The sequence below is a fragment of the Flagellimonas sp. 2504JD1-5 genome (assembly GCF_053618295.1).
In genome coordinates this window covers 1,574,890-1,600,641 of the sequence record NZ_JBSIOU010000001.1, presented here as the reverse complement: position 1 = coordinate 1,600,641, position 25,752 = coordinate 1,574,890, and the positions used below count along the sequence as shown (strand labels likewise).

General features: G+C 40.3%; 27 protein-coding genes. 15 read left to right on the top strand and 12 right to left on the bottom strand.

Going from position 1 to position 25,752, the window contains the following annotated elements; translation table 11 throughout:
• The first annotated feature begins 56 nt into the window (after positions 1-56).
• The 5 genes from ACULLG_RS07110 (at position 57) to ACULLG_RS07090 (ending at position 4,277) form a co-directional block, all read left to right on the top strand.
• Positions 57-689 carry a bifunctional nuclease domain-containing protein gene (locus ACULLG_RS07110; protein ID WP_452126075.1) on the top strand — a complete coding sequence of 211 codons (633 nt, stop codon included), beginning with the start codon at positions 57-59 and terminating at the stop codon, positions 687-689.
• Positions 690-698: 9 nt separating this feature from the next.
• Entirely contained in the window at positions 699-2,162 is a 1,464-nt protein-coding gene (locus ACULLG_RS07105; protein ID WP_452126074.1) for a NupC/NupG family nucleoside CNT transporter, read from the top strand.
• 89 nt (positions 2,163-2,251) lie between these two features.
• The gene (locus ACULLG_RS07100) at positions 2,252-2,611 is read left to right on the top strand and encodes a four helix bundle protein (protein ID WP_452126073.1); all 360 of its coding nucleotides are present in this window, start codon (positions 2,252-2,254) and stop codon (positions 2,609-2,611) included.
• Between the two features lie 171 nt (positions 2,612-2,782).
• Complete coding sequence (locus tag ACULLG_RS07095; RefSeq protein WP_452126072.1) at positions 2,783-3,607, top strand: thymidylate synthase; 825 nt, start codon at positions 2,783-2,785, stop codon at positions 3,605-3,607.
• A gap of 73 nt (positions 3,608-3,680) precedes the next feature.
• Positions 3,681-4,277, top strand: coding sequence for a hypothetical protein (locus ACULLG_RS07090; protein WP_452126071.1), 597 nt, complete (start codon positions 3,681-3,683; stop codon positions 4,275-4,277).
• A 6-nt stretch (positions 4,278-4,283) separates the two neighbouring features.
• On the opposite strand, the gene ACULLG_RS07085 is transcribed toward ACULLG_RS07090, so the two are convergent.
• Positions 4,284-4,478: a hypothetical protein gene (locus tag ACULLG_RS07085; RefSeq protein WP_452126070.1), complete on the bottom strand. Its 195-nt coding sequence runs from the start codon at positions 4,476-4,478 to the stop codon at positions 4,284-4,286.
• A gap of 185 nt (positions 4,479-4,663) precedes the next feature.
• Here ACULLG_RS07085 and ACULLG_RS07080 point away from each other — a divergent pair, with 185 nt between their 5' ends.
• From ACULLG_RS07080 to ACULLG_RS07070, 3 genes are all read left to right on the top strand, one after another.
• A complete protein-coding gene (locus tag ACULLG_RS07080; protein ID WP_452126069.1) occupies positions 4,664-5,461 on the top strand; it encodes a helix-turn-helix transcriptional regulator in 798 nt (265 codons plus the stop codon).
• Positions 5,462-5,521: 60 nt separating this feature from the next.
• Complete coding sequence (locus tag ACULLG_RS07075; RefSeq protein ID WP_452126068.1) at positions 5,522-6,595, top strand: hypothetical protein; 1,074 nt, start codon at positions 5,522-5,524, stop codon at positions 6,593-6,595.
• 78 nt (positions 6,596-6,673) lie between these two features.
• Entirely contained in the window at positions 6,674-7,483 is an 810-nt protein-coding gene (locus tag ACULLG_RS07070) for a phytanoyl-CoA dioxygenase family protein (RefSeq protein WP_452126067.1), read from the top strand.
• 303 nt (positions 7,484-7,786) lie between these two features.
• Here the strand turns inward: ACULLG_RS07070 and ACULLG_RS07065 are convergent, their stop codons facing one another.
• Complete coding sequence (locus ACULLG_RS07065) at positions 7,787-10,195, bottom strand: hypothetical protein (RefSeq protein ID WP_452126066.1); 2,409 nt, start codon at positions 10,193-10,195, stop codon at positions 7,787-7,789.
• 226 nt (positions 10,196-10,421) lie between these two features.
• Here ACULLG_RS07065 and ACULLG_RS07060 point away from each other — a divergent pair, with 226 nt between their 5' ends.
• The 5 genes from ACULLG_RS07060 to ACULLG_RS07040 are packed head-to-tail and all read left to right on the top strand — an operon-like array spanning position 10,422 to position 15,110.
• On the top strand, positions 10,422-11,135 hold the full coding sequence (locus ACULLG_RS07060) for a response regulator transcription factor (protein WP_452126065.1): 714 nt from the start codon (positions 10,422-10,424) through the stop codon (positions 11,133-11,135).
• A 14-nt stretch (positions 11,136-11,149) separates the two neighbouring features.
• Positions 11,150-12,643 carry an ATP-binding protein gene (locus ACULLG_RS07055; RefSeq protein ID WP_452126064.1) on the top strand — a complete coding sequence of 498 codons (1,494 nt, stop codon included), beginning with the start codon at positions 11,150-11,152 and terminating at the stop codon, positions 12,641-12,643.
• Between the two features lie 36 nt (positions 12,644-12,679).
• Positions 12,680-13,840: an ergothioneine biosynthesis protein EgtB gene (gene egtB, locus ACULLG_RS07050; protein ID WP_452126063.1), complete on the top strand. Its 1,161-nt coding sequence runs from the start codon at positions 12,680-12,682 to the stop codon at positions 13,838-13,840.
• 16 nt (positions 13,841-13,856) lie between these two features.
• Entirely contained in the window at positions 13,857-14,825 is a 969-nt protein-coding gene (gene egtD / locus ACULLG_RS07045; RefSeq protein WP_452126062.1) for an L-histidine N(alpha)-methyltransferase, read from the top strand.
• A gap of 3 nt (positions 14,826-14,828) precedes the next feature.
• A complete protein-coding gene (locus ACULLG_RS07040; protein ID WP_452126061.1) occupies positions 14,829-15,110 on the top strand; it encodes a DUF427 domain-containing protein in 282 nt (93 codons plus the stop codon).
• Between the two features lie 82 nt (positions 15,111-15,192).
• Here ACULLG_RS07040 and ACULLG_RS07035 read toward each other — a convergent pair whose 3' ends face one another.
• Together ACULLG_RS07035 and ACULLG_RS07030 are read right to left on the bottom strand one after the other, a co-directional pair.
• On the bottom strand, positions 15,193-15,489 hold the full coding sequence (locus ACULLG_RS07035) for an isoamylase early set domain-containing protein (RefSeq protein WP_452126060.1): 297 nt from the start codon (positions 15,487-15,489) through the stop codon (positions 15,193-15,195).
• 161 nt (positions 15,490-15,650) lie between these two features.
• Positions 15,651-16,730: an aminotransferase class V-fold PLP-dependent enzyme gene (locus ACULLG_RS07030; RefSeq protein WP_452126059.1), complete on the bottom strand. Its 1,080-nt coding sequence runs from the start codon at positions 16,728-16,730 to the stop codon at positions 15,651-15,653.
• A 55-nt stretch (positions 16,731-16,785) separates the two neighbouring features.
• Between ACULLG_RS07030 and ACULLG_RS07025 the strand changes: the two genes are divergently transcribed.
• Positions 16,786-17,175 carry a 2TM domain-containing protein gene (locus ACULLG_RS07025; RefSeq protein ID WP_452126058.1) on the top strand — a complete coding sequence of 130 codons (390 nt, stop codon included), beginning with the start codon at positions 16,786-16,788 and terminating at the stop codon, positions 17,173-17,175.
• On the top strand, positions 17,172-17,663 hold the full coding sequence (locus ACULLG_RS07020) for a dihydrofolate reductase (protein WP_452126057.1): 492 nt from the start codon (positions 17,172-17,174) through the stop codon (positions 17,661-17,663). Before ACULLG_RS07025 ends, ACULLG_RS07020 begins: the two co-directional genes overlap by 4 nt.
• A gap of 3 nt (positions 17,664-17,666) precedes the next feature.
• Here ACULLG_RS07020 and murI read toward each other — a convergent pair whose 3' ends face one another.
• From murI to ACULLG_RS06980, 8 genes are all read right to left on the bottom strand, one after another.
• Complete coding sequence (gene murI / locus ACULLG_RS07015) at positions 17,667-18,446, bottom strand: glutamate racemase (protein ID WP_452126056.1); 780 nt, start codon at positions 18,444-18,446, stop codon at positions 17,667-17,669.
• 89 nt (positions 18,447-18,535) lie between these two features.
• Positions 18,536-19,045 (bottom strand): OmpH family outer membrane protein, encoded by a 510-nt coding sequence (locus ACULLG_RS07010; RefSeq protein WP_452126055.1) that lies wholly within the window; start codon positions 19,043-19,045, stop codon positions 18,536-18,538.
• 45 nt (positions 19,046-19,090) lie between these two features.
• The gene (locus ACULLG_RS07005; protein ID WP_452126054.1) at positions 19,091-19,927 is read right to left on the bottom strand and encodes an OmpH family outer membrane protein; all 837 of its coding nucleotides are present in this window, start codon (positions 19,925-19,927) and stop codon (positions 19,091-19,093) included.
• Positions 19,928-20,024: 97 nt separating this feature from the next.
• A complete protein-coding gene (locus ACULLG_RS07000; protein ID WP_452126053.1) occupies positions 20,025-22,697 on the bottom strand; it encodes a BamA/OMP85 family outer membrane protein in 2,673 nt (890 codons plus the stop codon).
• Positions 22,669-23,409, bottom strand: coding sequence for an isoprenyl transferase (locus ACULLG_RS06995; protein ID WP_452126052.1), 741 nt, complete (start codon positions 23,407-23,409; stop codon positions 22,669-22,671). Before ACULLG_RS06995 ends, ACULLG_RS07000 begins: the two co-directional genes overlap by 29 nt.
• A 1-nt stretch (position 23,410) precedes the next feature.
• Complete coding sequence (gene porG, locus ACULLG_RS06990) at positions 23,411-24,094, bottom strand: type IX secretion system protein PorG (protein WP_452126051.1); 684 nt, start codon at positions 24,092-24,094, stop codon at positions 23,411-23,413.
• 111 nt (positions 24,095-24,205) lie between these two features.
• Positions 24,206-25,087: an NAD kinase gene (locus tag ACULLG_RS06985; protein WP_452126050.1), complete on the bottom strand. Its 882-nt coding sequence runs from the start codon at positions 25,085-25,087 to the stop codon at positions 24,206-24,208.
• 1 nt (position 25,088) lies between these two features.
• Complete coding sequence (locus ACULLG_RS06980) at positions 25,089-25,745, bottom strand: CBS domain-containing protein (protein ID WP_452126049.1); 657 nt, start codon at positions 25,743-25,745, stop codon at positions 25,089-25,091.
• Positions 25,746-25,752: the final 7 nt, after the last annotated feature.

Sequence of the window (25,752 nt, the reverse complement as noted above, 5' to 3'; positions counted from 1 at the left end):
AGATAACAGGTATCGCCGCTTATTTGAACAGCTTTTTTGCATTTTAGGAAGATAATATGAGCTTAGTACGGTTAAAAATTAAGGGGATATCCTATAGCCAGACACAAAATGGTGCCTATGCCCTTATTTTGAATGAAGTTGAAGGAGATAGAAAACTTCCCATAGTCATTGGTGCCTTTGAGGCCCAATCCATAGCAATTGCACTTGAAAAAGAGATAAAACCACCCAGACCACTCACCCATGACCTATTCAAGAATTTTTCTGATCGGTTCCAAATTGTGGTAAAGCAGGTCATCATCCATAAATTGGTTGATGGAGTTTTCTATTCGAGCATCATCTGCGAGCGTGACAAGGTAGAAGAAATTATCGATGCCCGAACTAGTGATGCTATTGCTTTGGCACTCAGATTCAATGCTCCAATTTTCACCTACAAGACCATTTTGGACAAAGCCGGTATCTTCTTGAAGTTTTCCAACAAAGAAGATGAGGAAAATGAAGAGGATGATAGCATTGTAGTAGATGAAATTCTTCAAGAAGGTGAAACCGTGGAAATTGAGTCCGGAGCTTCATCACAAGGATATCGAGAAATGACCTTGGAAGAACTCCATAAAGAATTGGATAAAGCAGTGGCCAACGAAGACTACGAAAAAGCTGCCAAACTGCGGGACGAGATCTCCAAGCGCAAATAAACCAACTACATGCTGAACAAAACCAGAAGTTTACTCATACTTTTATTCTTAACCTGTGCAGTCACTTTTGGTCAGAATGCGGTTCCAACAGATTCACTGGCCCTGGTACATGATACCACCATTCTGGATGATATTAGCCAAGAGCAAACACCTGAACTCATTCCAAATCAAGGATTTTCCGTCAATAGCCTTTGGCGTGGTGCCTTGGGTATGGCGGTTTTAATATTGATTTCATATCTGTTCAGTGCAAATCGTAGAGCCATCAATTGGAAAACGGTCGGAATCGGGCTCTCATTACAACTTTTAATAGCTATTGGTGTACTTAAAGTGCCCCTGGTGAAATTGATTTTTGAAAAAATAGGACAGGTATTTGTAAGCATTCTCGATTTCACAAGAGCTGGAAGTAAATTTTTGTTTGAAGGTTTGGTTGTTGACATGGATACCTTCGGATTTATTTTTGCTTTTCAGGTATTGCCCACAATCATTTTCTTTTCGGCCTTGACATCGGTTCTATTTTATATGGGTGTCATCCAAAAAGTAGTCAAGGCCATGGCTTGGCTGTTAACTAAATCCCTTGGAATTTCAGGAGCGGAGAGCCTTTCCATAGCTGGGAATATCTTTTTAGGTCAGACCGAAGCGCCGTTACTTATCAAGGCCTATTTGGAAAAAATGAACCGATCGGAGATCCTTTTGGTGATGATCGGGGGAATGGCAACCGTGGCCGGAGCGGTTTTGGCTGCCTATATCGGATTTTTAGGCGGAGATGACCCTGCCTTGCGCTTGGTCTTTGCAAAACATCTTTTAGCTGCTTCCGTTATGGCAGCTCCGGGGGCAATTGTGGTTTCCAAGATCTTATATCCGCAAACGGAAAATATCAATACCGATGTAAAGGTTTCCAATGAAAAAATTGGCGCCAACATTCTGGATGCCATTGCCAATGGAACAACGGAAGGGCTTAAATTGGCCATGAACGTGGGAGCTATGCTTTTGGTATTTGTGGCGTTTATTGCCATGATCAATGGCATTTTAGGCTGGGTAGGTGACCTTACCACATTCAATACTTGGATTGCTGCCAACTCACCCTACGATAGCTTTTCCTTGGAAGCTATATTGGGAACCGTCTTCGCTCCTCTCATGTGGTTGATTGGCGTAAATGGAGATGATATAATGCTCATGGGGCAGTTGTTGGGTATAAAATTAGCTGCCAGTGAATTTATCGGCTACATTCAACTTGCAGAACTCAAAAATATGGGCAGTAGCCTGCATTTTACTTATAGTAAATCGGTTATCATGGCCACCTATATGCTCTGCGGATTTGCCAACTTTGCTTCCATCGGCATCCAGATTGGTGGTATTGGCTCCTTGGCCCCAGGTCAGCGCAAAACCCTCTCCGAATTTGGCATGAAAGCCGTTTTGGGGGGATCATTGGCTTCGCTTCTTTCGGCCACTATTGCTGGGATGATCTTAGGATAAGTTAGGGTGAAGGTAAAAGGGTCGAGGATAAAAGGTTAACCTATCGTCAAAAAATAAATTCAACCTCGAAATAATAAATCATTATTGCAATGAGAAATTTTCGAGAGTTAAAAGTTTGGCAAGACGCCAGAACATTGGTCAAAGAAATCTACTTGATAACCAAAGTACTCCCCAATACTGAAAAATACGGATTGATATCTCAAATTAATAGATGTTCCGTTTCCATCGCTGCTAATATAGCTGAAGGTTGTAGTAAATATTCCAACAAGGATTTTGTACGGTTTCTTCAGATAAGTCTTGGTTCTGCTTACGAACTGGAAAATCACCTTATTCTTTGCGAAGATCTGGGATTCATACCTTCAGAACACATGTCTCCAATCATCAAAAAAGTACAGCTTCTCCAAAAACGAATAGTTGCTCTAATCAAATACAACAAACAAAACCCTTAACCCTAGACCCTTTTACTTTTACTTTTACTTTTACCTTCCCCTCTTTCCCCCTTTACCCCTTTACCCCTTTACCCCTTTACCCCTTTCCCCCCCAAACCATCGTTAATAAAATCTAATAAATTGCAACCCTTCACCTTTTACCTTTCCCCCTTTACCCTTTAACTTTACAACATGAAACAATACCACGACTTACTAAAACACGTATTGGAACACGGAAACCAAAAAGGCGACCGTACCGGAACAGGAACAAAAAGTGTTTTTGGCTACCAAATGCGGTTCGACCTATCCGAAGGATTTCCCATGGTGACCACCAAAAAATTGCACTTAAAATCCATTGTGCATGAGTTACTCTGGTTTTTAAAGGGTGATACCAATGTGGGCTACCTACAGGAAAATGGCGTACGTATCTGGAACGAATGGGCTGACGAAAACGGAGATTTGGGCCCGGTATACGGACACCAATGGCGCAATTGGAACAGTGAGGAAATCGACCAGATCAAAGAAGTGATCGAGACGCTAAAAAACAACCCCAATAGCCGAAGAATGTTGGTTTCTGCCTGGAACCCTAGCGTGCTGCCTGATACCTCCGTGTCTTTTGGTGAGAATGTGGCCAACGGAAAGGCGGCCCTACCCCCCTGCCATGCCTTTTTCCAATTTTATGTGGCCGATGGCAAACTCTCTTGCCAGTTGTACCAACGTAGTGCCGACATATTTTTAGGCGTACCCTTTAACATTGCCTCCTACGCATTATTTACCATGATGATGGCCCAGGTATGCGGCTACCAACCCGGAGATTTTATACACACCTTTGGTGATGCCCATATTTATAACAACCATATGGAACAAGTGGAGCTGCAACTAGGCCGTGACCCACGCCCTTTGCCCACCATGCGGTTAAACCCCAGTGTGCAGAACATTTTTGATTTTACTTTTGATGATTTTGAACTCTTGAACTATGACCCTCACCCACATATTAAAGGGGTTGTGGCGGTTTAAAATGAAATAATACCGTCCACAATTCAACCCTATACTTAGATATTTGTATGGTATACCAACTGAAAAATTCAAAATGCGAGAAGAGTTTGAAAAAAAAATAAAATCTAAAAGAAATATTTTAAAGGGAATAGGGATTTTTGAAATCGTGGGAGGTGTTACCGGACTAGGACTAATTTTCTGGCTGATGTTGCAAGGAACAGAAACAAATACTTTTGTTTTACTGATTTTATTATTTGCCATCGCATTTTATATTTATTCAATTTTTGCAGGAGTCAAACTTTTCAAACATCAGGAAAATGATGTTCGACATTCCCAGATTTTTCAGTGCATACAAATTCTTGGAATATCATTTGGCGGATTCACCTATCTAATGACATCTGGAGGATATTTATTTCTTGGTTACAATTTCACCGAAGGAAATATCACCTTTAGTTTTGCCTTAGTAGCCAGTAAATTTCAAATCAACCTTCTGAACTCAAGCCAAGGTAGCTTCATATACTTAAATTTCTTGGCCATTCTAGTATTGGTAATTTTAGAGAAGTCATTAATTATCATCCAAGAGCAAAAAAAGCTAAAAGAAAGTTATGATCAAAACATGGCGGAATTTCTTTCTAAAAGTAGCGGAACAGATCTCAATAGGGATCAGGAAGAAACCACTAATACTGTATAAACCATTTTAACCCCTCAAAACCACAACAATATCCCTAATCGCTGTGACCACATGCTGTATTTCCCTTTGGGAAAAGGCACCTTCCTCAACATAAAACAACATTTCTACCCCTAAATCCAGAACATTGGCCATTTTGTCTGGAGTACCATACCTATCTTTAATAAGCTCTTCTAAATTTTCGAGTTGCTTTTTGTCCAACATATTTTCCATTCACCTTTCAACCTTTCGCCCTTCAGAATCCAAAGATAAATCCCTTCTAGATGATAAGAGTCATAACAGATTATGACTTTGGAAGATAATTTGTGAACTTTTTGATTTCTAGCCGACCATTTCTGCACAATCCTTAATCTTTCCTACCTTTAAGCAAACCGAAACGCACGTACTGTATGCTCAACCTAAAGGAAGGCACTTATTTTGGCGAATATCTGGATGCCCGGGAAAATGAGCTGTTCAAGCTTAGCATAACGGCCTACAGCCCAGATAGTATTCTGGAAGACCATTACCACGATAATAGCTATATCAGCGTGCTCACTTCGGGCAGTTATTTGGAAAACATCGATGGTTCCACCAAATTGGTACAGGCTTCAGATGTGCTGTTCCGCCCTACTTCTTGGTGCCATCAAAACACCTTTTTGGAAGATTCCGCCACTTGTTTCAATATCGAGTTTAAAAAAAACTGGCAAGAACGGTTGGGTTGGGAAGTGGAATTGCCCAGCACCCATATACATTTCAATAAAACGGCTTTTCCTTCGCTGTACAAACTGCTGCTAAACTTTAAAATCGATTACAATGCAGACTTCAGTACAGAATTGATCTTGGATTGGCTGCATACCATAAGTCCCTATCACGTTAAAAACAATGCCAAATCTTGGGTCAATAAAGTAGAGCGCATTTTAAGGCACGAGCTTGCCCAATTCCATTCCCTGTCATCGCTTGCAGAGCGTATTCATGTGCATCCGGTGTACATGGCCCGAGCCTTCAAGACCGAAAAAGGAATGACCATTGGCGAATACCAACTCAAGTCAAAGTTGCATAATGCAGTGTATTTGTTATCCACCTCTGATCAGTCAATTTCTGACATCTCATTTGCCAATGGTTTTTTTGATGATGCCCATTTTATCCGATCTTTTAAAATGGCCTATGGAATTTCGCCCAACCGTTTCCGGAAAATTCTAAATAGTTAATCTGGTACAATTTCTTATGCTGATTGAGATCGATTTTTGTTCCATCAATCAAATCTCGATATGTCAAAAAAAAATAGAACCCTTTGTGCTCTTCTGACACTCTTGTTTACAGGAGTGGTTGCACAACAAGAAAAGAACTCCTTGCCTTATAGTCAAATCTACGCCTACGGCATGGATGCTGATGTTGGCCCAATCTTTTCTTTGTTGGAAGAGCATGGATTGAACGCCAAGGACCAAAAATTTAAATCGGATTTTGAAGCCCGTTTCAAAGGCGAACACGATTTGGGAACCAATGCGCCAGAATCGGAAATTGAAACCTTGATTTCGTACTTCAAAAGTTATTGGCGAAAATCGCTCTTAGATCCTACCGGGAATTTTGAACGGGAATTGGGCGGGAATGTGGTCCCTTTCCTTATGAAAAACTATCCGCCCGTCCGTGGTAAAAAAGTAACTCGCGATAGTTTGGGCTATTTTCTAAGGGACTATATCCGTGAAAAAGGCCTTTTTACTACCGATGAAGTCACCTATCAAGGCCGACTTATTGATTTGATGGTATGGAAAAAGCAGACCCAGAAAGTCTATCAAGTGGATTTAGGCCGGGGAGAAACTCAGGAGACAACAGTCTATTTTATGCAAGATTTTGCCACTTTGGGTTGGATGGAGTATGCCACCTTGGGTGCCCACCATCCCGGAGGTTGGACCGAGGAAGAGGGCATTTACTGCGTAAAAAAAGCCTATGATTTGGAAAGCGAAAATTTTAAGATCAGTTATTTGGCACATGAAGCTCGCCATTTTGCTGATAAAAAGTTATGGCCCAATCTTAAATCCGCCGATTTGGAGTACCGGGCAAAGCTTACTGAATTAAGTTTGGCGCAAAATACCCTTTTCCATTTGATTGCATTTTTTTCTGAAAATGCGAACAAAGACAGTGAAAATGGTCATCAAATAGCCAATTATTGTGTGATTCGGGATTTATCCAAAAAACTTTTCAAGTCTGAATTTGAAACTTCAAAGGAAAAATGGAAAACTCTTAGCAAAAAGCAAATCAACAAAGCAGCCCGACAACTGCTAAAGAAAAATACCAAAGCTTTAAAATCCAAGGGAAGCGATGTTCGGTCCTTCATACAGTCATAGCCGGATTCTGCTCAAGTTCTAAACGAAAATCCAGATTTAAAGGACTTTTGATTAACTTGCTTAGGCACAACCCAGCCTATGAATCTCGATATTCTTCAAGAACCCTTCGTCCTAACCCAGGCACAAATCGATTTTTACAGGCAAAATGCCTTTATCAAGATCAAGGAGGTACTGTCATCGGATGTTGTCGCACATATCAACGCGGTAATATCCGCCAAAGTGGACGAACTGAACACCCAAACTACTGCCCTTGAAGAACGGGATACCTACGGTAAAGCTTTTTTGCAGATTTTCAACCTCTGGACCCAAGATGAACAGATCAAGGAAATCATATTCAGTAAACGGTTGGCCCAATTGGCCGCCGACCTTATGGAAGTGGATGGCGTTCGCATGTACCATGACCAAGCACTCTTTAAAGAGGGTGGTGGTGGCATTACACCCTGGCATGCGGATCAATATTATTGGCCGCTCTCCACTGATAATGTTATTACCGCTTGGATTCCCTTACAGGCAGTTCCATCAGAAATGGGTCCGCTGGAATTTGCGGCGGGCAGTCAAAATATATTAACAGGAAGGGATTTATCCATCAGCGATGAAAGCGAAACCTTGATCGGTGAAAAGTTACGGTTGACCGATTGCACTAAAGTGTCCGAACCTTTTGATATTGGAGAAATCAGTTTTCATTCGGGTTGGATTTTCCACCGGGCAGGTGCCAACACCACCAACCAAACCCGAAAAGTGATGACCTGCATTTATATGGACAAGGACATCACCTTAAAAAAACCCGAAAACGATGGCCAGGTCAATGATTGGGAAACTTGGTGTCCCGGAGTGGAAATCGGTTCGGTCATTGATTCGCATTTAAACCCTATTCTTTTTAAGCGTTAATCTTGGATACTTAAGTGTCACTTCGAGCGTGGTCCAGAAGTAATTTAGGTCTCGACAGCTCCTTCGACAAGCTCAGGATGACAGCTCGACCTGACATAAGAACCAGGTTCGCCTCACCCACAATGCGTTTTTTAACACTATTTGTCATTCCTGCGAAGGCAGGAATCCAAAGATGAAATAGTGGATTCCCCATCAAGTGCGGAATGACAGTTCATCAAAAACACCCAAGCGATCAACTTGGGTGCCTTTTACAAACAATTAAACAAACTACCTACTCGGTTTCTTTTTCATAGTTGGATGTGATTAGTGTGGTAATTCTCTTGTAACCTGTATGGAATTGGAAAGATCATAGAATCCATCCAGATCAGAAACATTATTGCCAGCTTCCAGTCCATTCAAGCCTTCTTCATAAGTAATATGCCAAATAAAGCATACCCCTACTCCGGCAGCATCAAAGTCTACTCCTTCAACGGCTTCCAGCGTTGGAGGCAATCCTAAAATATTGTTATACTCATCTGTGATTACCCAACCTTGCTTACTACCGTTTAGTTCACTATCATCTAAATAAATGTCGTAAACCATGTCTGGTGTACCATCTACTTTAAAAACAAAAGGGCCACCGCTAATGTATCCGGCATTCAAGGGGCTTCGAACCACTTTTACGGAGTTGGACAGGGCGTAGTATCCGCTTAAATCCGCCACATTGTTGCCAGCTGTAAGTCCGGCCAAGCCATCTTCATAGGTAAGATGCCAAATAAAGCATGTTCCAGGTCCGGCCGCATCAAAATCAACACCTTTTACTGCATCCAGAGTTGGAGGCAAGCCTAAAATGTTGTTCTTGTCATCCGTGATGACCCAAGTCTGGTTTGAGCCATTCAGGTCGGTATCGTCCAAGGATACGGCACTCACCATATCCGGTGTTCCATCTACTACGAAGTAGTAAGGTCCTCCTGAAAGATAACCTGCATTCAATGCATTTCGGGTTACCGTGATGGAGTTGGACAAATCGTAGTAACCATTTAAGTTGGATACATTGTTACCCGCTTCCAATCCTGTGAGTCCCTCTTCATAGGTAATATGCCAGATCAAACAAACGCCAGCGCCCGCACCATCAAAATCTACACCTTGTACAGCATCAAGTGTTGGTGGTAAGCCTAAAATGTTGTTTTTATCATCTGTAATCACCCAGCCTTGCTTAGAACCGTTCAAATTGGTATCATCTAAGGTGATTCCACTGACCATATCAGGAGTACCGTCCACCGTGAAAGTAAATGGCCCGCCATTGATTGATCCTGCATCCAAAGCATTTCTGGTCACTTTTATAGAATTTGACAAGGCGTAAGGCCCTTCAAGGTCGGCCACGTTGTTGCCTGCATCCAGTCCAGTCAAGCCTTCACCATAGGTGATATGCCATATTAAGCATACTCCTGCTCCTGCTCCGTCAAAGTTTACTCCTTCAACAGCTTCTAGTGTTGGGGGCAGGCCTAAAATGTTGTTTTTGTCATCTGTAATGACCCAGCCTTGATTTGGTCCAGTAACGTTGGTGTCATCCAAAGTGATTCCACTAACCATATCGGGAGTGCCATCTACCGTGAAAGTGAAAGGTCCGCCAGAGATTTCACCAGCTCCCACTGCATTTCTAGTAACGGTAATAGAATTGGAAAGTGCGTAGTCGCCCTCCAAATCAGAGACATTGTTCCCAGCTTCCAAACCAGTTAGTCCTTCTTCATAGGTAATGTGCCATATCAAACAAACACCTGTTCCAGCTTCGTCAAAATTCACACCTTCTACGGCTTCAATGGTAGGAGGTAATCCTAAAATATTGTTCTTATCATCAGTGATGACCCATCTTTGTTTGGAGCCTGTGAGGTTTGTATCGTCCAAGGCAATTCCGCTGACCATATCGGCAACACCATCCACTGTGAAGGTGTAAGGCCCTCCTGAAATTGTACCCGCATTAAGTGCGTTTCGGGTTACCGTTATGGAGTTGGAAAGTGCATATTGACCACCAAAATCGGAAACATTCTTACCAGCTTCCAATCCTGTCAATCCATCCTCATAGGTTAAATGCCAAATTAAGCATACACCAGCTCCAGCATCATCAAAATTTACGCCTTCAACAGCCTCAAGCGTCGGTGGAAGGCCCAAGATATTATTTTGATCATCCGTAATCACATAGGTTTGATTGGTGCCGTTAAGGTCGGTAGCATCCAAAGTAATTCCGCTTACCATGTCCGGAGTTCCATCAACAGTGAACGTAAAAGGTCCTCCTGAAAGCGTTCCAGCATTGAGTCCATTTCTGGTAACCATAATGGAATTGGAAAGTTCATATTCACCGGATAAATCATCGGTATTTTCTCCCATTTCCAGTCCGGAAAGGCCAGTTTCGTAGACAATATGCCAAATAAAGCATATCCCAGCTCCGGCTCCATCGAAATTTACTCCTTCAACATCTGCCAATGTTGGAGGGAGTCCCAAAATTTTTCCAGAATCATCAGTAATTACATAGCCTCTGATGAGTCCTACAACATCGGAGTCATCTAGTGTAATTCCACTTACCATATCGGGGGTTCCATCAACAGTAAAGGTAAATGGTCCTCCAGATAAAGTTCCTGCATTCAATGCCAATGGCGCATCGTCCGATTCTGGGTCACATGAAACCAGAATCAATCCAATGCCCAATAGGGTCATAATAGATTTTAAGTTGCTCATTTTCGTGTTGTTTTAAATTGCACTACAAATGAAAAGGGAAGTTGTTGCAGAAATATCACGTAAAAATCAAAATTCATTACTGTCTGATTTTCAGTTGTTTATAAATAAAAATTTGCGAAATTGTAAAGATTGACCCCAAAAACAGACTTTTAAACAGGTATACCATCAAAATTTTATACGGAATGGTGAACTTTCCGTGATATTTTACTTTTTACTTCGCTATATCATGAAAAAAGTGTTGATTGTTGAGGATGACATTGAGATCATTCGACTTCTGGAAATACATCTAAAGGATTTAGGTTGTTACGTTATCACTGCCAATCGAGGTGATCTTGGGCTGCAAAAAGCGGTTGATGAAAATCCAGACCTTGTTATATTGGATGTAATGCTTCCTGAGATGGATGGTATTGAAATCTGTCAAAAACTGCGTGCACGTGACATCAAAACCCCAATTATGATGTTGACAGCCCGCTCTGAGGAAATTGATAAAGTACTCGGATTAGAGGTAGGTGCAGATGACTACCTTACCAAACCTTTTAGTGTACGTGAATTTATAGCCCGGGTAAAAGCCATATTCCGAAGGCAAAAGATGGACACTACTGAGCTTTCTTCCGAAGAGAATCCAAAATTGATGGAGTTTGATATCCTTTCCATTGATGTGGATATGCGAAAAGTGTTGCTCGATGGAAGAAAAATTGAACTTTCTCCGAAAGAGTTTGAATTATTGGTGCTCCTTTCTTCCAACCCAGGAAAAAGTTATGATAGAACCAAACTTTTAAACATGATTTGGGGATATGATTTTAAGGGTTACGAGCATACCGTAAATTCTCATATTAATCGACTTCGCTCCAAAATTGAACCCGATATGAGCAACCCAATGTTTATTTTGACCACCTGGGGTGTGGGCTACAAATTTAACGAAGAGCTAATAGGCGCCTGACCAAAAACTGACCCATGAAAAACAGCATTCTTTCTGGAAGATTCATCTTAAAACTTTCTCTTTCCTTTTTAGCCATTTTATTGCTGGCGGGAATCGGGTACACCGTCACCTCGATATACCTTTCCAACAAATATTTTCAAGAGACGACCCAACGTTTGCATGCAAACCTTGCACAAGATCTCATTGATGAAAAGTTTAAAAATGCCGATCCTTTCGATTCGGAGGGAACCGTGAACAAAGCTCTTTTTGGAGATATTATGCATGATATGATGGCCGTAAACCGCGCCATTGAGGTTTATCTTTTAGACGAAGAAGGGTATGTACAATACTCCGTCGTATTGGACCACGATGCTCCAGAAACCAAGCAAAAAAAGGTAGATCTAGCACCCATTAAGACATTCATCAATGAAAATGGAAGCAATTACACCCTTGGTGATGATCCAAAGGATTTGACCAAGCAAACCATCTTTTCTGCAGCCCATTTTAACAAAGATGGCCATAAAGGGTATGTATATATCATTTTAGCAGGAAAAGACTTTTTAGCGACAAGAAGTGACCTTTTTAACAGTTATTTTATGCGCTTAGGACTGGGTGGCTCCATATTGACATTAATTTTTGCCACTTTATTAGGTGTTCTTGCAATTTGGTATTTAACACGAAGTCTGCGGAAGATCATATATGCTGCGAAGCGCTTTCAACAAGGCGATTTGGAATATCGAATTGAAAATGCGGAAAAAACAGATTTGGCGAATGTGGCCAGCACCTATAATCATATGGCAGATACCATTTTATCAGATATTGAAAAAATAAAATCCGTAGATCAATTGCGACAGGAACTTATTGCCAATATTTCGCATGACCTTCGTACACCTCTTTCTATCATCCAAGGATATATTGAAACCTTGCATATGAAGGATAGTGAGTTAAGTGCGGAGGAAAGAGGAGAATATTTAAAAACAATTTCGCGAAGCAGTGAACGATTGTCCAAATTAATTTCGCAATTGTTCGAATACTCCAAACTTGAAGCCAATCAAATTCAGCCTCAGAAAGAACCTTTTCTAATCAGTGAACTGGCCAATGATATTCACGGAAATTACAAGTTGTTGGCTGAGCAAAAAAATATTGACCTCAAGCTTTCGATGTCTAAAAATCCTCCGTTGGTATTTGCCGATATTTCCCTGGTGGAAAGGGCCATTCAAAACTTGATGGACAATGCCCTTAAATTTACTCCGGAAGGAGGAAAGGTCACCGTGAAAATCGAAACAGAAAATGATCATGTCGAAGTAATTATTAAAGATTCAGGGCCGGGAATAAAAAAGGACAATCAAGCTTTGATTTTTGAGCGTTACCGACAAACCAAGGCAGGCGAACAAAAAGAAGGTGCTGGTTTGGGTCTGGCCATAGTCAAAAAAATAGTGGAGATTCACGATAGCAGCATCAAGGTCTTTAGCAAGCCGAATGAGGGCACATCCTTCAGTTTTAGTCTTCCGGTTTACGCTGTTGGCTAAACCATATTCGTTATCTTTAAGGAGTAAAACATTGCTATGATTCTTACCGATTCCTTGTTGGATTTCTTTCTAGAAACCCGAAAACATTCCGAATCCATCTGCGAACCTTTGGAAATCGAGGACTACGTGGTACAACCTGTTGTTGATGTGAGTCCACCCAAATGGCATCTAGGTCATACCACTTGGTTTTTTGAGGAATTTATCTTAAAACGGCACCTTGATGGTTATGTTCAATTTGACGAAGATTTCTCATTTGTCTTTAATAGTTACTACGAAACCGTAGGTAAAAGAGTGGTGCGATCCGATCGCGGAAATCTGTCTAGACCTTCGGTGAAACAGGTTTATGCATACCGAAAACATGTTACGGAGAAAATTCAGATGCTTTTTGAAACGGCTCAAGATGATGAACTGAATTCCTTATTGGAAATTGGTATTCATCATGAAAAACAACATCAAGAGCTTTTGATAACGGATATCAAATATATTTTAGGAAACAATCCTTTGTTACCTGTTTATTCAGAAAAGTTCATAGACCATCCTGTTGAAACCTATGAGCAAGAATGGATTTCCATAGAAGAAGGCATCTATGACATTGGGCATAATTCTGAAGGCTTTTGCTATGATAATGAATTGGGCGAACACAAGGTTTTTCTCCACGCCTACGAGGTTTCCAATAAATTGGTCACCAATGGTGAATTCATCCAATTTATAGAGGATAGAGGTTACCAACGTTTTGGTCTTTGGCATGCTGAAGGTTGGGATTGGGTCAACCAAAACCAGATTGTTTCACCCTTGTATTGGCATAAAATAGATGGGGAATGGTATCATTACACTTCCAACGGATTACAAAAAACAGATCCTAACACACCACTAACCCACATTTGTTATTTTGAGGCTTTTGCCTATGCGCAGTGGAAAGGTCACCGTCTCCCCACCGAATTTGAATGGGAAGCCGCCCAGGCATACTTTCCTTGGGGAAAACGGTGGGAATGGACCGAAAGTGCTTACCTCCCCTATCCCAACTATCAAAAAGCGGATGGTGCTCTGGGGGAGTATAATGGCAAATTCATGGTGAACCAGAAGGTACTACGCGGCGGTTCCGTAGCAACACCTAAAAAACATACAAGACATACGTACAGAAACTTTTTCCATCCACAATTACGTTGGCAGTTTACCGGATTAAGGTTGGCCAAATAATTTCGACATAGATTTCATGCAACAAAAACAAGCTCCTACTTTAATTGCCGCTTTTGAACAAGAAGTGTACGAAGGCCTAACGGCATTCCCAAAGCATCTATCCTCCAAATATTTTTACGATGAGATTGGTGACAAGCTTTTTCAAGACATCATGGCCATGCCTGAATATTATCTTACCAATTGCGAGTTCGATATTCTTGAATCCAATAAGGAAAAAATCGCTGAGCTTTTCAAAAAGGATGGCGAACCTTTTAGTTTGTTTGAGCTGGGTGCCGGTGACGGAAAAAAAACCAAAGTTTTGCTTCAACATTTTGTAGAGCAACAAATGCAATTTGATTATCGACCGATAGATATCAGCCAGAATGCACTCAATCAGCTCGAAGCATCAATCAAAGAAGAAATACCTCAGGTTGAAATAAACACCCTGCAAGGCACCTATTTTGAGACCTTACGAGATATTGGTAATGCCAATGGCAGGCGAAAGGTCATCCTTTTTTTGGGCTCGAACATGGGTAATTTATTGCACCCCCAGGCTATTGAATTCCTGAAAAATATGCGAGATTCCATAAATGAAGATGATTTAATCTTTATGGGATTGGACCAAAAAAAGAACCCGCAAACTGTTCTGGATGCCTATAACGACGCAACCGGTATTACGGAGGCTTTCAACAAAAACATCCTGACCCGTATCAATACTGAAATGGGTGGGGATTTTGATCTGGACAAGTTTTCCCACTGGGAAGTCTATGATCCTGAGACCGGAACTGCCAAGAGTTATTTAGTATCCCAAGAGACCCAGATGGTTCGAATTGAAAGTTTGGACCTTGAAATACGTCTTAATGCATGGGAAACCATTCATACCGAGATTTCCCAAAAATATGATGATTCCATTGTGGAATGGTTGGCAGAACAGGCCAATCTTAACATCGTCGCCCATTTTACTGACGATAAACAATGGTTCAAAAACTATGTACTAAAAAAATAAGATATGAAGGCAATCTGGAACAACACTGTAATTGCAGAAAGTGATGAAACCGTGGTTATAGAAAACAACCATTACTTTCCTGCGGAAAGCATCAAAAAAGAATTTTTTAAATCAAGTGAAACCCATAGCACCTGCCCTTGGAAAGGAGTTGCTTCTTACTACACTTTAGAGGTGGATGGGAAAGAAAATCCAGATGCAGCTTGGTACTACCCTGAAACCAGTGAGTTGGCCCGATCTATTAAAGGAAGAGTGGCTTTTTGGAAGGGAGTCACCATTGAGTCTTAACGACCTATTACCCGTGTCAAGTCGAGCGGAGTCGAGACCTTTTAAGACTTCTCGACTTCGCTCGATGTGACAATCTTGTTTGTTATAACTCTAGAACCGCGTTCTCAGCTCCCGCGTAATCGTTCCACTGATAACGATCCGCCTCAGCATCATTTACATAGGCATCGTCTATCAAATATCTAAATTCAAAGGTGTTGTCCTTTGGAAGGTCAAAAATGCCTTTGAACGTTCCGTTCTTTAATTTTCTCAAAGTGCTTCCTTTTGGATTCCAGTTGTTGAAATCACCAACAACAGCCACTTTTTTTGCTTCTTCTGCAGGCACTGTGAATGTAACTTTGCAAACAGGCTTGCTTTTTAGGTATTGCTTTTTTATTGCCATGGTATTTTATTTTCTGATTAAAAACTAAGACAAAGCAATAGATAAAACCTCTTATGCACAATAAGTTAAGTACGATTTGTCAAATTGATAAAATGCACCTAACAGTAGCATTACTTTGATAAAATGAATGGTAGTTTTTTTATAAAAAGTTATATCGGCAATCAAGATTTGATGATATCCATAATCATATCAATCTCATTTTCCGTGTTGTAGAAGTGAAAACCCAATCGGATTCCGTTACCTCGTCTTACACAGACCACATCATTGTCTTTTAATCTTCGGTAGCGGCCTTGGTCTTCCTTTATATTAAAAATGGTGCTGTGCCCTTTTCTTTTTACTACGGCATCCTCCAATAATCCCAATGAATTAAATCCTTCCTTGGCCCTTGAAGACAATTTTTGAAGTTGTACTTGTATATGGTCCAATCCAATGCTTTCAAGAAAGTTTAAGGAAAATTGTAGACTTCCAAAGTTGAATGAATCCAGGTGACCTGGTTCCAGATGTTTGCAAAATGATATAGAATTTCTCAAATCAACATTTCTGTCCACAGAGCCATTCCCGATAAATTTGGGCACTATTCGTTCTTTGCCCGCTTCTGAAACCAGAACAAAACCATTTCCGTATCCCGACAAAAGCCATTTGTATCCGCTAGCTCCCAACACGTCAATTCCCGAATCGGTAAAATTGAAAGATTGGGTTCCACAAAATTGGGTACCATCAGCAATGATTAGTAGGTCCGGAAAATCTTTTTTAAGCCTTTTAATGAAATCCAGGTCAATTTTAATCCCATTTATCCACTGCACGATGCTGAATGCCAAGACATCCACCTTTCCGGATTCGACTTTCGAATAAATTTTATCTTCGAGTTGTTCATCTATCTGGATGTATTCCCTATGAAAATTCCTGGTTTCAAAAGGCCAGTTCAGGGATGGGTAGTCATTTTCAAGTAAAAGCACTCGGTTTTCTTTGGACAGTCCCTCCAATAGGATGTTCAATCCAATTGTAAAATTGGGCACCAAAGCTATATTTTCCGATTTACAGTTAAAAAACCCTCCAACGGTATCCCTTATCGTGTGGATATCCTCAAAATTTTTATGTTTGGTCATACTGCCACCAATGAGGTAATCCAAATCGTGTTCTTGGCGCCATTCCAACAGGTCTTCATACATTAATCCGGTAGCAGGAGTGTTTGCATAAATACATTGCTTTAGTACAGGAAATTTTTTTCGGAGATTCTGCATTACCAATCTTTTTGAGTCTAATTGAGTTATATTTGTTGATAAAGATAGCCATTCAATGTTATCCAAAAAGAAGTCTGAAAATACTGTTGATATTGAGCAACACGAGCTGTTGGAAAATGCGCAAAAAAGGGTGAAACAGAAGAAAAAGTTGTTCTCTCATTTTGTTATGTTCTTAATTGGGTGCGTGTTATTGGTGTTGGCCAATAAAATCCTGAAATATGGTGACGCGTACGATTGGTCTATATGGGTTATTCTTCTTTGGACCTTTTTATTGATGCTTCATACTTTCAATGTCTTTGTAACCCTTAGATTTATGGGAAAGGATTGGGAGCGAAAGCAGCGTGAAAAATTGGTGCAAAAACAAAAAAAGCGTATTTCGGAAATCCAAAAAGATATTGAGACGGATTTTCCCATTTCCAATGTCAATAAAAAAAAAGATCAATGAAACAATTGATCATTATTGCCGCAGCAGCCGAGAACAACGCGCTGGGCATAAACAATGACCTTCCTTGGCACTTACCGGACGATTTTAAACGTTTTAAGGCATTGACATCGGGCCATAAGATCATTATGGGCCGTAAAACCTTGGAGAGTTTCCCGAAGGCCTTGCCGAATCGGGAACATATTGTAGTGACCCGGGATAAAACGTATTCCCCAAAGTTTCCGTGCACAGTTGTGCATTCTTTAGAAGAAGCTATTGCACTTGTTGGGAATGCAGAACGTTCCTTTATCATCGGTGGAGGTGAGATTTATAAACAATCAATGGTTTTTGCCACAGATATTGAGTTGACCAGAATCCATCATTCGTTCGAAGCGGACACTTTTTTTCCTGAGATAGATGATGATGTTTGGGAGTTGATCAAGGAAGAATACCATCCAAAGGATGCAAGGCACACGTTTGATTTCACCTATCTTACATATACCAAAAAGTAGTTTTTAAAAATTCCGATAATCCACCTGAACATTGGGACCTTGTACCATGTTTTGCAACACCTCAATGGCAGTGTTGGTGTAGAAGACATGATTTGATGTTCGGTCTTCCACGGTTGCTATCCGATTTGTATGTAGAACGGCTTTTGTTTGCCGGGCAACGGCCTCTCCCGAATCAATGATATTGATGTCCGCTGGGAGTATTTCTTTGAGTACGGGTATTAGATATGGGTAGTGGGTACATCCCAAGACAAGGCAATCCATTCCTTTTTGGAGCATGGGGTTTACATATTTAACTAATAGATTTCTTGTTACTTCGGAACCGATTTCGCCAGCTTCAATTAATTCGACCAAACCGGCACCTTCTTGTTCAAATACCTCGATTCCATCTGCAAACATATTGGAGGTGTTATGAAACAAGCTACTTGAAAGGGTTCCTTTGGTTGCCAAAACGCCCACTTTTTTTGTCTTGGTATGCAAAGCTGCGGGTTTTATGGCCGGTTCAATACCAATAAAGGGCACATCATAATGTGCTCTTAGATAATCTATTGCATTTGTGGTAGCGGTGTTACAAGCAACTACAATGATCTTGCAGTTTTTTTCAAGCAGAAACTCCGTATTCTTTATACTAAATTGAAGAATTTGCTCCTTGGGTTTTGTACCGTAAGGGGCATTTTTGCTGTCGGCAAGATAGATACTGTCTTCTGATGGAAGTATTTTGTGAATTTCCTTCCAAATGGAGGTTCCTCCAACACCCGAATCAAAAATGCCAATTGGGTTGTGCATATTCAAAAATAGATACTATAACTTCAATGGAATAAAAAAACCGCTTTTTCTGTAGAAAAAAGCGGTTTCAAAGTATTTTAAAAGCTGTCTTAGAAGCCCAATTCTTGCTTTACCGCTGGAAGTAAATCTTTTCCTTTGGCAACGATAAGACTAAGTCCCGGACTTGCATCTACAACATAATCAAAACCTTGTGCAGCTGCCACTTTTTCGATTGCGGCTTTGGCTTTATCAGAAATTGGAGCAAACAATTCTTGTTGTTTCTTCTGCATTTCTTGAACAGCAGCTTGTTCGGCTTCCTGAATGTTTTTCTCATATCCTTGAAGCTCCTGTGCTCTTTTGTCATTCTCCTCCTTTGACTTGGAAGTAGCTTCGTTTGAATATTGAGTATATTTATTTCTAAGTTCGGTCATAGAACTTTCTATGTCGGCCCTATAGGTTTCTTGCAATTTTTTAAGCTCTGCTTGGGCTGCTTTCATCTCCGGCATTTCTTGCAATAATTGCTGCACGTTAATGTGGGCAACCTTGCTCTGCGCATTTACAAAACCCGTAGCCGCAACAAACAAAACTATGGCTACAGCAATTTTCTTTACATTTTTCATGATTCTAAGTTACTATTTTGAAAGTTAATTTTAGTGTTTCAATATTTACTGTTGTATTGAATCCTTTTCTTGTTCCTGCGCTTTTTTTCGTTCTTCCAGCTTCGCTTTCCGTTTGGCTTCACGCTCTTCCAATAATTTTTGTCTTCGTGCCTCGTATGCCTTCTTACGTTCTTCCCTCAACCGAAGTGCTTCTGTTCTTTTTTCTTCTGCTGATTTGGCTCTTGCATCCTTTGTTGCATCTGCCTTAGCCTGGCGTTCTTTTAGCGCCTCGCTAATCTCTTTATCTTCTTCGGCCTGTTCTTCCTTAAACTTGTCCAACCTACTTTTTTCCTTGGCTTTTTTGTTGGACTTGCTCACTTTTCGTGTCCTAGCTATCTCCCTTAAAATCAAGTCACTGATATCGTGTCTTTTTTCGGAATACAACATTACAACATCTGCCGATTTATCAAAAATAAAATCGTATCTTTTATTTCCTCCTATTTTCTGAACCTCATTGAAAACCTGATCTTGTATCGGCTGTATCAGTAATTGCTTTTGCAACACTAAATCTCCCTGTGGTCCAAAACGGTCTTGTTGATAATCGAGCATTTCTGCCTCCAGAATTTGGATTTCCTCTTCGCGTTCTGCAATGAGCTCATCCGTCAACAATACTTTTTCTGCCATCAAATCCTTCTTCATTTGCTCAATCACACTTTGTTTGAGCTCAATTTCCTGTTTCCACTTAATGGCCTTTGTGTTTAACTGTTCGGTCGCCTCTCTGTACTCCTCAACATTTTCAAGGATATACTCCATGTCTACATACCCAATGCGTACACCTCTTTGGGCAAAGCTATTCAGTGATAGCATCAAAACAATTAATGACAAAAGAACTTTACTATTCATTTTTGTTTCCGCTTTTACAAAGAAAATATCGTGCCAAAATAACTAATTAATTCAAAATGAGCTATTTATTGAATCACAAAGCTTTATTTTCTTATAGTTAAAATTGCTGACCGATAATGAAGTGTGTTTGCCAGCCGCTTGGTCCTATAGAAGACGGATTTGCATCTGTATCAAATCCATATCCAAAATCAATACCCAAGAGACCAAATGCCGGCATAAAAATACGTAGCCCCACTCCGGCAGATCGTTTTAATTGAAACGGATTAAATTCACTAAAATTGTTAAAGGCATTCCCCGCCTCTAAAAAAGAGAGTGCATATATGGAAGCCGAAGGTTTTAAGGTAAGTGGATACCTAAGTTCCAATGAAAATTTATTGTAGATGGTGCCTCCATCTCTTTCATCTTGGCCGGTTATCGCATTTCTACTAAATGGGGTCAATGAGCTATTCTCATAACCTCTAAGCTGAATTACATCCCTGCCGTCCAAGGTAAAGTTTCCAAGACCATCTCCACCAACAAAAAAGCGTTCAAACGGTACGGCCCCTATATCGTTATTATAACTGCCCAAGAAACCAAATTCAGCATTTGTGCGAAGCACCAATTTATCTACTAGGTTCGTGTACCAATCTCCTTTGAATTTTACTTTATAGAACTCCAAAAGCTTAAAACGCTCTTCTTCCAAATTTTCCACCTCATCGCTAAGACGAACAAATTCGGCCTGTTCTTCAACAGTCCCAATATTTGGGCCTCCAATTTCAATGAGTCGTGTTGTTTTTTCATTGATTTGACTACGAATCTCTTTGTAGTCTTTGCTTCCAAAAAGTGAGTATGGTGGGGTAAACTTGGCTGTCAATTCAAAATTTGAACCAGTCATCGGAAATATTCGGCTCGGTCCTTGTGAGCTTCTTGAGATTCCCAAGGTATAGCTCAACGAGTTGGAACTACCATTACCAAAGTTGAAGAGTCCGTTGTTGAAGTTATTAAAATCGTATAACTGATAAGCCACGGAATGAGAGATTGTAAAGAAATCATCTGGCCATTGCACCCGTTTTGCCAAACCTGCTGAAACTCCCGTAATAGCAAATCCACGGTCTTTGTCCACATCAAACCTACCACGGTTATTAAAACTGGTGGCGAATTGCTGTGTTCTGGATAGGGACAAATTGAATCGTACCGGTTTTTTGCCCCCAAGCCATGGTTCGGAGAAATTCAGACTATAGACCCTAAATGTTCTACTCGCCTGTAAACGGAGTGAAAAGGTCTGACCGTCTCCCATGGGCACAGGCTTATAGGCTTCGCCATTAAATATGTTCTTTAACGAAAAGTTGCTGAACGAAAGCCCCAGAGTTCCTATAAATCCACCCCCACCAAAGCCACCTTGCAGTTCAATTTGGCTTGAACCTGATTCCACCAAACTGTAGTTGATGTCCACCGTACCTGCATTTGGGTCAGGGTTTTGAATATCTGGTGCAATTTGCTCCGCATCAAAAAATCCAAGCTGCCCAAGTTCACGAATACTTCTAACAATATTGTCTTTGCTATATTTTTGACCGGGTTTTGTGCGTAGCTCCCTAAATATTACATGATCGTTGGTTTTATCGTTTCCGCTTACGGTAACGTGATCCAAAAAGGTCTCCTTCCCTTCAATAATCCTGATTTCAAAATTGATGGTGTCATTTATGGCCGATACCTCAACTGGATTGATACTGGAAAAAAGGTATCCATTATTCTGATAAAGATTGGTCAGGTCCTCTCCGTCAGGTTTTGTGTCATCTGCAATTCTCTTTTTCAACAACACCCCGTTATAGGTCTGTCCTTTACGAATTCCTAAAACTTGGCTCAAAATTCTATCAGAATAAACAGAGTTTCCTACAAAATTGACATCTCCGAAGTAATATTTGTTGCCCTCTTCTACATCAATTTTTAAATCGATGCTGTTCTCATCGACCTTTACAAAGGTATCGGACAACACCCTGGCATCTCTATATCCACGCTCTGCGTAAGTGTCAATTAAATTGGATAAATCTTCCTTGTAATCTTCTTGAATGTATTTTGATTTTTTCCAGAAGCGATAGAACTTTCGTTTTTTGGTCTTTTTTAATGCTTTTTGAAGTCTTTTATCTGCAAGTTGCTCATTGCCATTGAAAACAATGTTTCTGATTTTTACCTTTTCCCCTTTCTTAACATTTACGATCATGCTTTGGGTATTGGCACCTACGGTATCATTGGCCGTAGCAATGGTCACCTTTGCATTAAGGAAACCTTGTTTTTTATATTTGTTTTCAAGGTAATTCTTGGTGTTGGCTATTAAACTTTCTGTTATTTTCTTTCCTTTTTTAAGGTCTGTATCATTAATAATGTCCTCAACCTTTCGTTTTTTAACACCATAAACAGTGACATTTGTAAGCGTTGGACGTTCCAAAATGCTCAGTTCCAAGAATATTTGGTTACCCTCAATCTTAGTGTAGTAAAACTCAACGTTACTGAACAGCTCCAGGCTCCAAAGTTTCTTTATAACAGCACTTATCTCGTCTCCGGGGATGGTAATTGGTTGACCCACACGTAGCCCAGTATATGTTTTTACTGTTTGCTCGTTATAGCTTTGAAGACCCGTTACCGTTAATCCTCCTAAAATATAATCCTTACCATTCTCGAAAGAAGTGTCCTGTGCAAAGCTTTGGCCCGTAAAGAGTAAAAGAAGGAGTAGTTGTAAGTATAGTTGGGTGGTATTTTTTATAACCTTAGTTAAGTTGTTCGCTAGTTTTTCCAAATCGTCGTTCTCTATTTTGGTAACTTAATATTGCCTCTACCAAATGATGTTCACTAAAATCGGGCCAAAATACGTCAATAAAATGTAATTCGGCGTATGCTATCTGCCAAAGTAAAAAATTGCTTATCCTTTGTTCTCCACTGGTTCGGATAAGCAAGTCTACATCTGGCATGAAATGCGTGTAAAGATGTGTATTTATAACGGTTTCGTCAATATTTTCGGGTGAAATTATGCTATTTTTAACTTTGATGCTGATTTCCTTAACAACACTTTTCAACTCCTCACGGGAGCCATAGCTCAAGGCAATGGTGAGTGTCATTCCGGTATTATCCTTGGTTTTTGAAATGACCTCCGCCAATTCTTTTTGTGCTTTGGAAGGAAGTGAATTTATATTTCCAATGGTTTTTAAGCGGATGTTGTTTTTATGTAATCTTTTCCATTCTTTCCGAAGCGAAGTGACCAAAAGTCGCATCAAGGTTTCGACTTCCAATTTTGGCCTGTTCCAATTTTCGGTGGAAAAAGCGTAAAGTGTAAGGTATTCTATTTGAAGTTTGGCGCAATTCTCCACAGTATTTCTAACCGCTTCGACGCCATTTTCATGTCCAAAAATCCTAAGCTTGCCCCGTTCTTTGGCCCATCTACCATTGCCGTCCATGATAACGGCAATATGTTTTGGAAGTTTATGTTTGTCTACGTCCTCTAATGTGTACATTCTATTGAAAACAATCCTGGCAAGGTTTTCGCCCAAAGGTATACGTTAATGTGATACCTGAAAAGACGTACCAGTCGTCGCTCAATATATTTCCAAATCTAAATTGCTCAAAATTGGACCCTTCCGGATTACTACCGTCCAAGTTGTCGGTAAATGTATACCTGGCCCCAATTTCCGCCCCTAGAATCAAAAATTCATTTAAACGATACTTCGCCCCTACCGTCATTGGAATTGCAAAACTACCGTCTTTTTGGTTAATATCCTGCACTTGTAGGGCATCAAAATAATTAAAATCATACCTAAAGTAGGTGAAACCCGTATAAAGATAGGGTGTGAAAGCTGGTCCGAGCTTATGAAGATTGTATTCAACAAAGTTAAATTCTATTCCTCCGGAGAATTCCAAGACCGAATTATCTATAACATACTGTCTTTGTCTTCGTGAGGATTTGCTCGATTTTGAATCATCTGCGGTAAATGTGCCATAAAGTACACTTGCCCTCCATGCATATCTTTTGCTCTTGTTCCATTTAAAGACACCTCCAAAAGCTGGTCCTGAAGGCAAAATGAAGTTTGTTCTTCCTACATCTCCAATGGTATTGGCCCCACCAGCAAAAAGACCTATTTCATAGGTCTGGGCACTGGCGTTAAACGCACAGCAGAGAAAAATAGCCAAAACTATCCGCATACTATCAAAAAGTTAAACATATTAGAGGTAAAGGAAAGTCTATAAGATATACTGTTTGAATGTTCTCTTTTGTTAAACAGTTTTTAGCTTCTTTTATTGTTTTTGACGGGTTCAATTACGTCTATCTTGACCCCAAAGCAATTTGTTGCGAAGTGTTTTTAAAAAGCTCTCTGATTTGTACTCGATCATTTTGACAGTGAATTTTGACTTTCTTATCTTGATTTCCTTGCCGTTAGGTATGTCGGCAATTCTAGAATCTAAGGACACCAAATGGGTTTCTTCGCGTCCGGAAACCTTTAATCGAATTTGAGTGTCATCTGAAATGACCAAGGGACGGGCATTTAGGTTATGCGGAGCTATTGGCGTCAACACCAATGATTTTGCCGAAGGCTCTATCACAGGCCCTCCACAACTCAACGAATATCCTGTAGAACCGGTGGGCGTGGAAACAATTAAGCCATCTGCCCAATATGATGCCAAAAACTCATCATTCAAATAAGTTTCCACCGTGATCATGGACGTAGTGTCTTTGCGACTCACTGTAATTTCATTCAACGCAAAATTCAGCTCTCCTATTTCATCAAGATCAGAATTTACATCTACCTCTACCAAGCTTCGTTCTTCAATTTTATAGTTCCCTGCGGTAAATTCCGTAACCACTTTGCGTACTTCTTCTTTCTTAAAAGTTGATAGAAATCCAAGTCGACCCGTATTCACTCCCACAATCGGGATTCCCAAATCCTTTACATAAGTTACCGCCCGTAACATAGTGCCATCACCACCAAAACTTATGAACATATCAAAAGATGAATCCAAACCTGAATCTTGTGAAAAAGTCTCAAATTCAAACTTTTCAACATGAGCTGCAATACGTTTTTCAAAACCAATTTCTATAAATACTGAGGCGTTTACTGCTTCGAGCTCTTCCAGCAATGCAACGATATAGGTTTTATCGTGTTCTTGAAAACTTTGTCCGTAGACAGCTACTTTCATTTTAAACGTTAAGGTATTTTTCGAGGTAGTCAGACCGTTGTTTCAAATCTTCCAAAAACTGATCGTCGCTGTTGCCAAAAACAATGTTGTAGTTATATCTTCTAAATGTTTGCGCGACCTCGTTCAGATTTTCAGAACCAACTTTTAGGGTTATCTCTACAATGTCATTCTGTGAATCGGTTATAAAAGCACCCAATAAACGTGCATTGTTGCCCTCAACAATTTGGGCAATTTCACTAAAGGAATAGTCTTTTACACCAATGGAAACAACAAGAATACCTCCCGGTTCCCTAAAAAAGGGTGTATTTATAAAGACCGAGACAATATCTTCCAAATCATAATACCCTATAATAATCTCCTCTTCGTCCAGCACAGGGAGAATATTGGCCTCATTTCTGGAAAACATCTCCAGAACATCAAGCCAAGCGGTCTCTTTCGTCACAAAAAACGTTTCCAATTCAAATCGGAAATCCTCAATTTTCTTTTTAGGCTCAAAACAAGCCAAATCATTTTCAGATAGCAATCCAATAAATGCTCCGTTTTCGGTAACAGCCACATGGGAAAAAGTAGTCTCTTCAAAAAACTGAATGACCTCTTTCAACGTCTCAGAGACCTCAAAAATGGGAACCGTGGATATTATTTGGTTTTGGATTTGCATAACAATT

Bases quoted from the DNA above. Each gene is read 5' to 3' on its own strand.
- egtB (WP_452126063.1), top strand. From the start codon at position 12,680: ATGATTCTTACCGATTCCTTGTTGGATTTCTTTCTAGAAACCCGAAAA.
- ACULLG_RS07060 (WP_452126065.1), top strand. From the start codon at position 10,422: ATGAAAAAAGTGTTGATTGTTGAGGATGACATTGAGATCATTCGACTT.
- murI (WP_452126056.1), bottom strand. From the start codon at position 18,446: ATGCACAACCCAATTGGCATTTTTGATTCGGGTGTTGGAGGAACCTCC.
- ACULLG_RS07075 (WP_452126068.1), top strand. From the start codon at position 5,522: ATGTCAAAAAAAAATAGAACCCTTTGTGCTCTTCTGACACTCTTGTTT.
- ACULLG_RS07055 (WP_452126064.1), top strand. From the start codon at position 11,150: ATGAAAAACAGCATTCTTTCTGGAAGATTCATCTTAAAACTTTCTCTT.
- ACULLG_RS06980 (WP_452126049.1), bottom strand. From the start codon at position 25,745: ATGCAAATCCAAAACCAAATAATATCCACGGTTCCCATTTTTGAGGTC.
- ACULLG_RS07025 (WP_452126058.1), top strand. From the start codon at position 16,786: ATGTTATCCAAAAAGAAGTCTGAAAATACTGTTGATATTGAGCAACAC.
- ACULLG_RS07085 (WP_452126070.1), bottom strand. From the start codon at position 4,478: ATGTTGGACAAAAAGCAACTCGAAAATTTAGAAGAGCTTATTAAAGAT.
- porG (WP_452126051.1), bottom strand. From the start codon at position 24,094: ATGCGGATAGTTTTGGCTATTTTTCTCTGCTGTGCGTTTAACGCCAGT.
- ACULLG_RS07090 (WP_452126071.1), top strand. From the start codon at position 3,681: ATGCGAGAAGAGTTTGAAAAAAAAATAAAATCTAAAAGAAATATTTTA.
- ACULLG_RS06995 (WP_452126052.1), bottom strand. From the start codon at position 23,409: ATGTACACATTAGAGGACGTAGACAAACATAAACTTCCAAAACATATT.
- ACULLG_RS07040 (WP_452126061.1), top strand. From the start codon at position 14,829: ATGAAGGCAATCTGGAACAACACTGTAATTGCAGAAAGTGATGAAACC.
- ACULLG_RS07035 (WP_452126060.1), bottom strand. From the start codon at position 15,489: ATGGCAATAAAAAAGCAATACCTAAAAAGCAAGCCTGTTTGCAAAGTT.
- ACULLG_RS07105 (WP_452126074.1), top strand. From the start codon at position 699: ATGCTGAACAAAACCAGAAGTTTACTCATACTTTTATTCTTAACCTGT.
- ACULLG_RS07080 (WP_452126069.1), top strand. From the start codon at position 4,664: ATGCTCAACCTAAAGGAAGGCACTTATTTTGGCGAATATCTGGATGCC.
- ACULLG_RS07100 (WP_452126073.1), top strand. From the start codon at position 2,252: ATGAGAAATTTTCGAGAGTTAAAAGTTTGGCAAGACGCCAGAACATTG.
- egtD (WP_452126062.1), top strand. From the start codon at position 13,857: ATGCAACAAAAACAAGCTCCTACTTTAATTGCCGCTTTTGAACAAGAA.
- ACULLG_RS07020 (WP_452126057.1), top strand. From the start codon at position 17,172: ATGAAACAATTGATCATTATTGCCGCAGCAGCCGAGAACAACGCGCTG.
- ACULLG_RS06985 (WP_452126050.1), bottom strand. From the start codon at position 25,087: ATGAAAGTAGCTGTCTACGGACAAAGTTTTCAAGAACACGATAAAACC.
- ACULLG_RS07030 (WP_452126059.1), bottom strand. From the start codon at position 16,730: ATGCAGAATCTCCGAAAAAAATTTCCTGTACTAAAGCAATGTATTTAT.
- ACULLG_RS07110 (WP_452126075.1), top strand. From the start codon at position 57: ATGAGCTTAGTACGGTTAAAAATTAAGGGGATATCCTATAGCCAGACA.
- ACULLG_RS07005 (WP_452126054.1), bottom strand. From the start codon at position 19,927: ATGAATAGTAAAGTTCTTTTGTCATTAATTGTTTTGATGCTATCACTG.
- ACULLG_RS07095 (WP_452126072.1), top strand. From the start codon at position 2,783: ATGAAACAATACCACGACTTACTAAAACACGTATTGGAACACGGAAAC.
- ACULLG_RS07065 (WP_452126066.1), bottom strand. From the start codon at position 10,195: ATGAGCAACTTAAAATCTATTATGACCCTATTGGGCATTGGATTGATT.
- ACULLG_RS07010 (WP_452126055.1), bottom strand. From the start codon at position 19,045: ATGAAAAATGTAAAGAAAATTGCTGTAGCCATAGTTTTGTTTGTTGCG.
- ACULLG_RS07070 (WP_452126067.1), top strand. From the start codon at position 6,674: ATGAATCTCGATATTCTTCAAGAACCCTTCGTCCTAACCCAGGCACAA.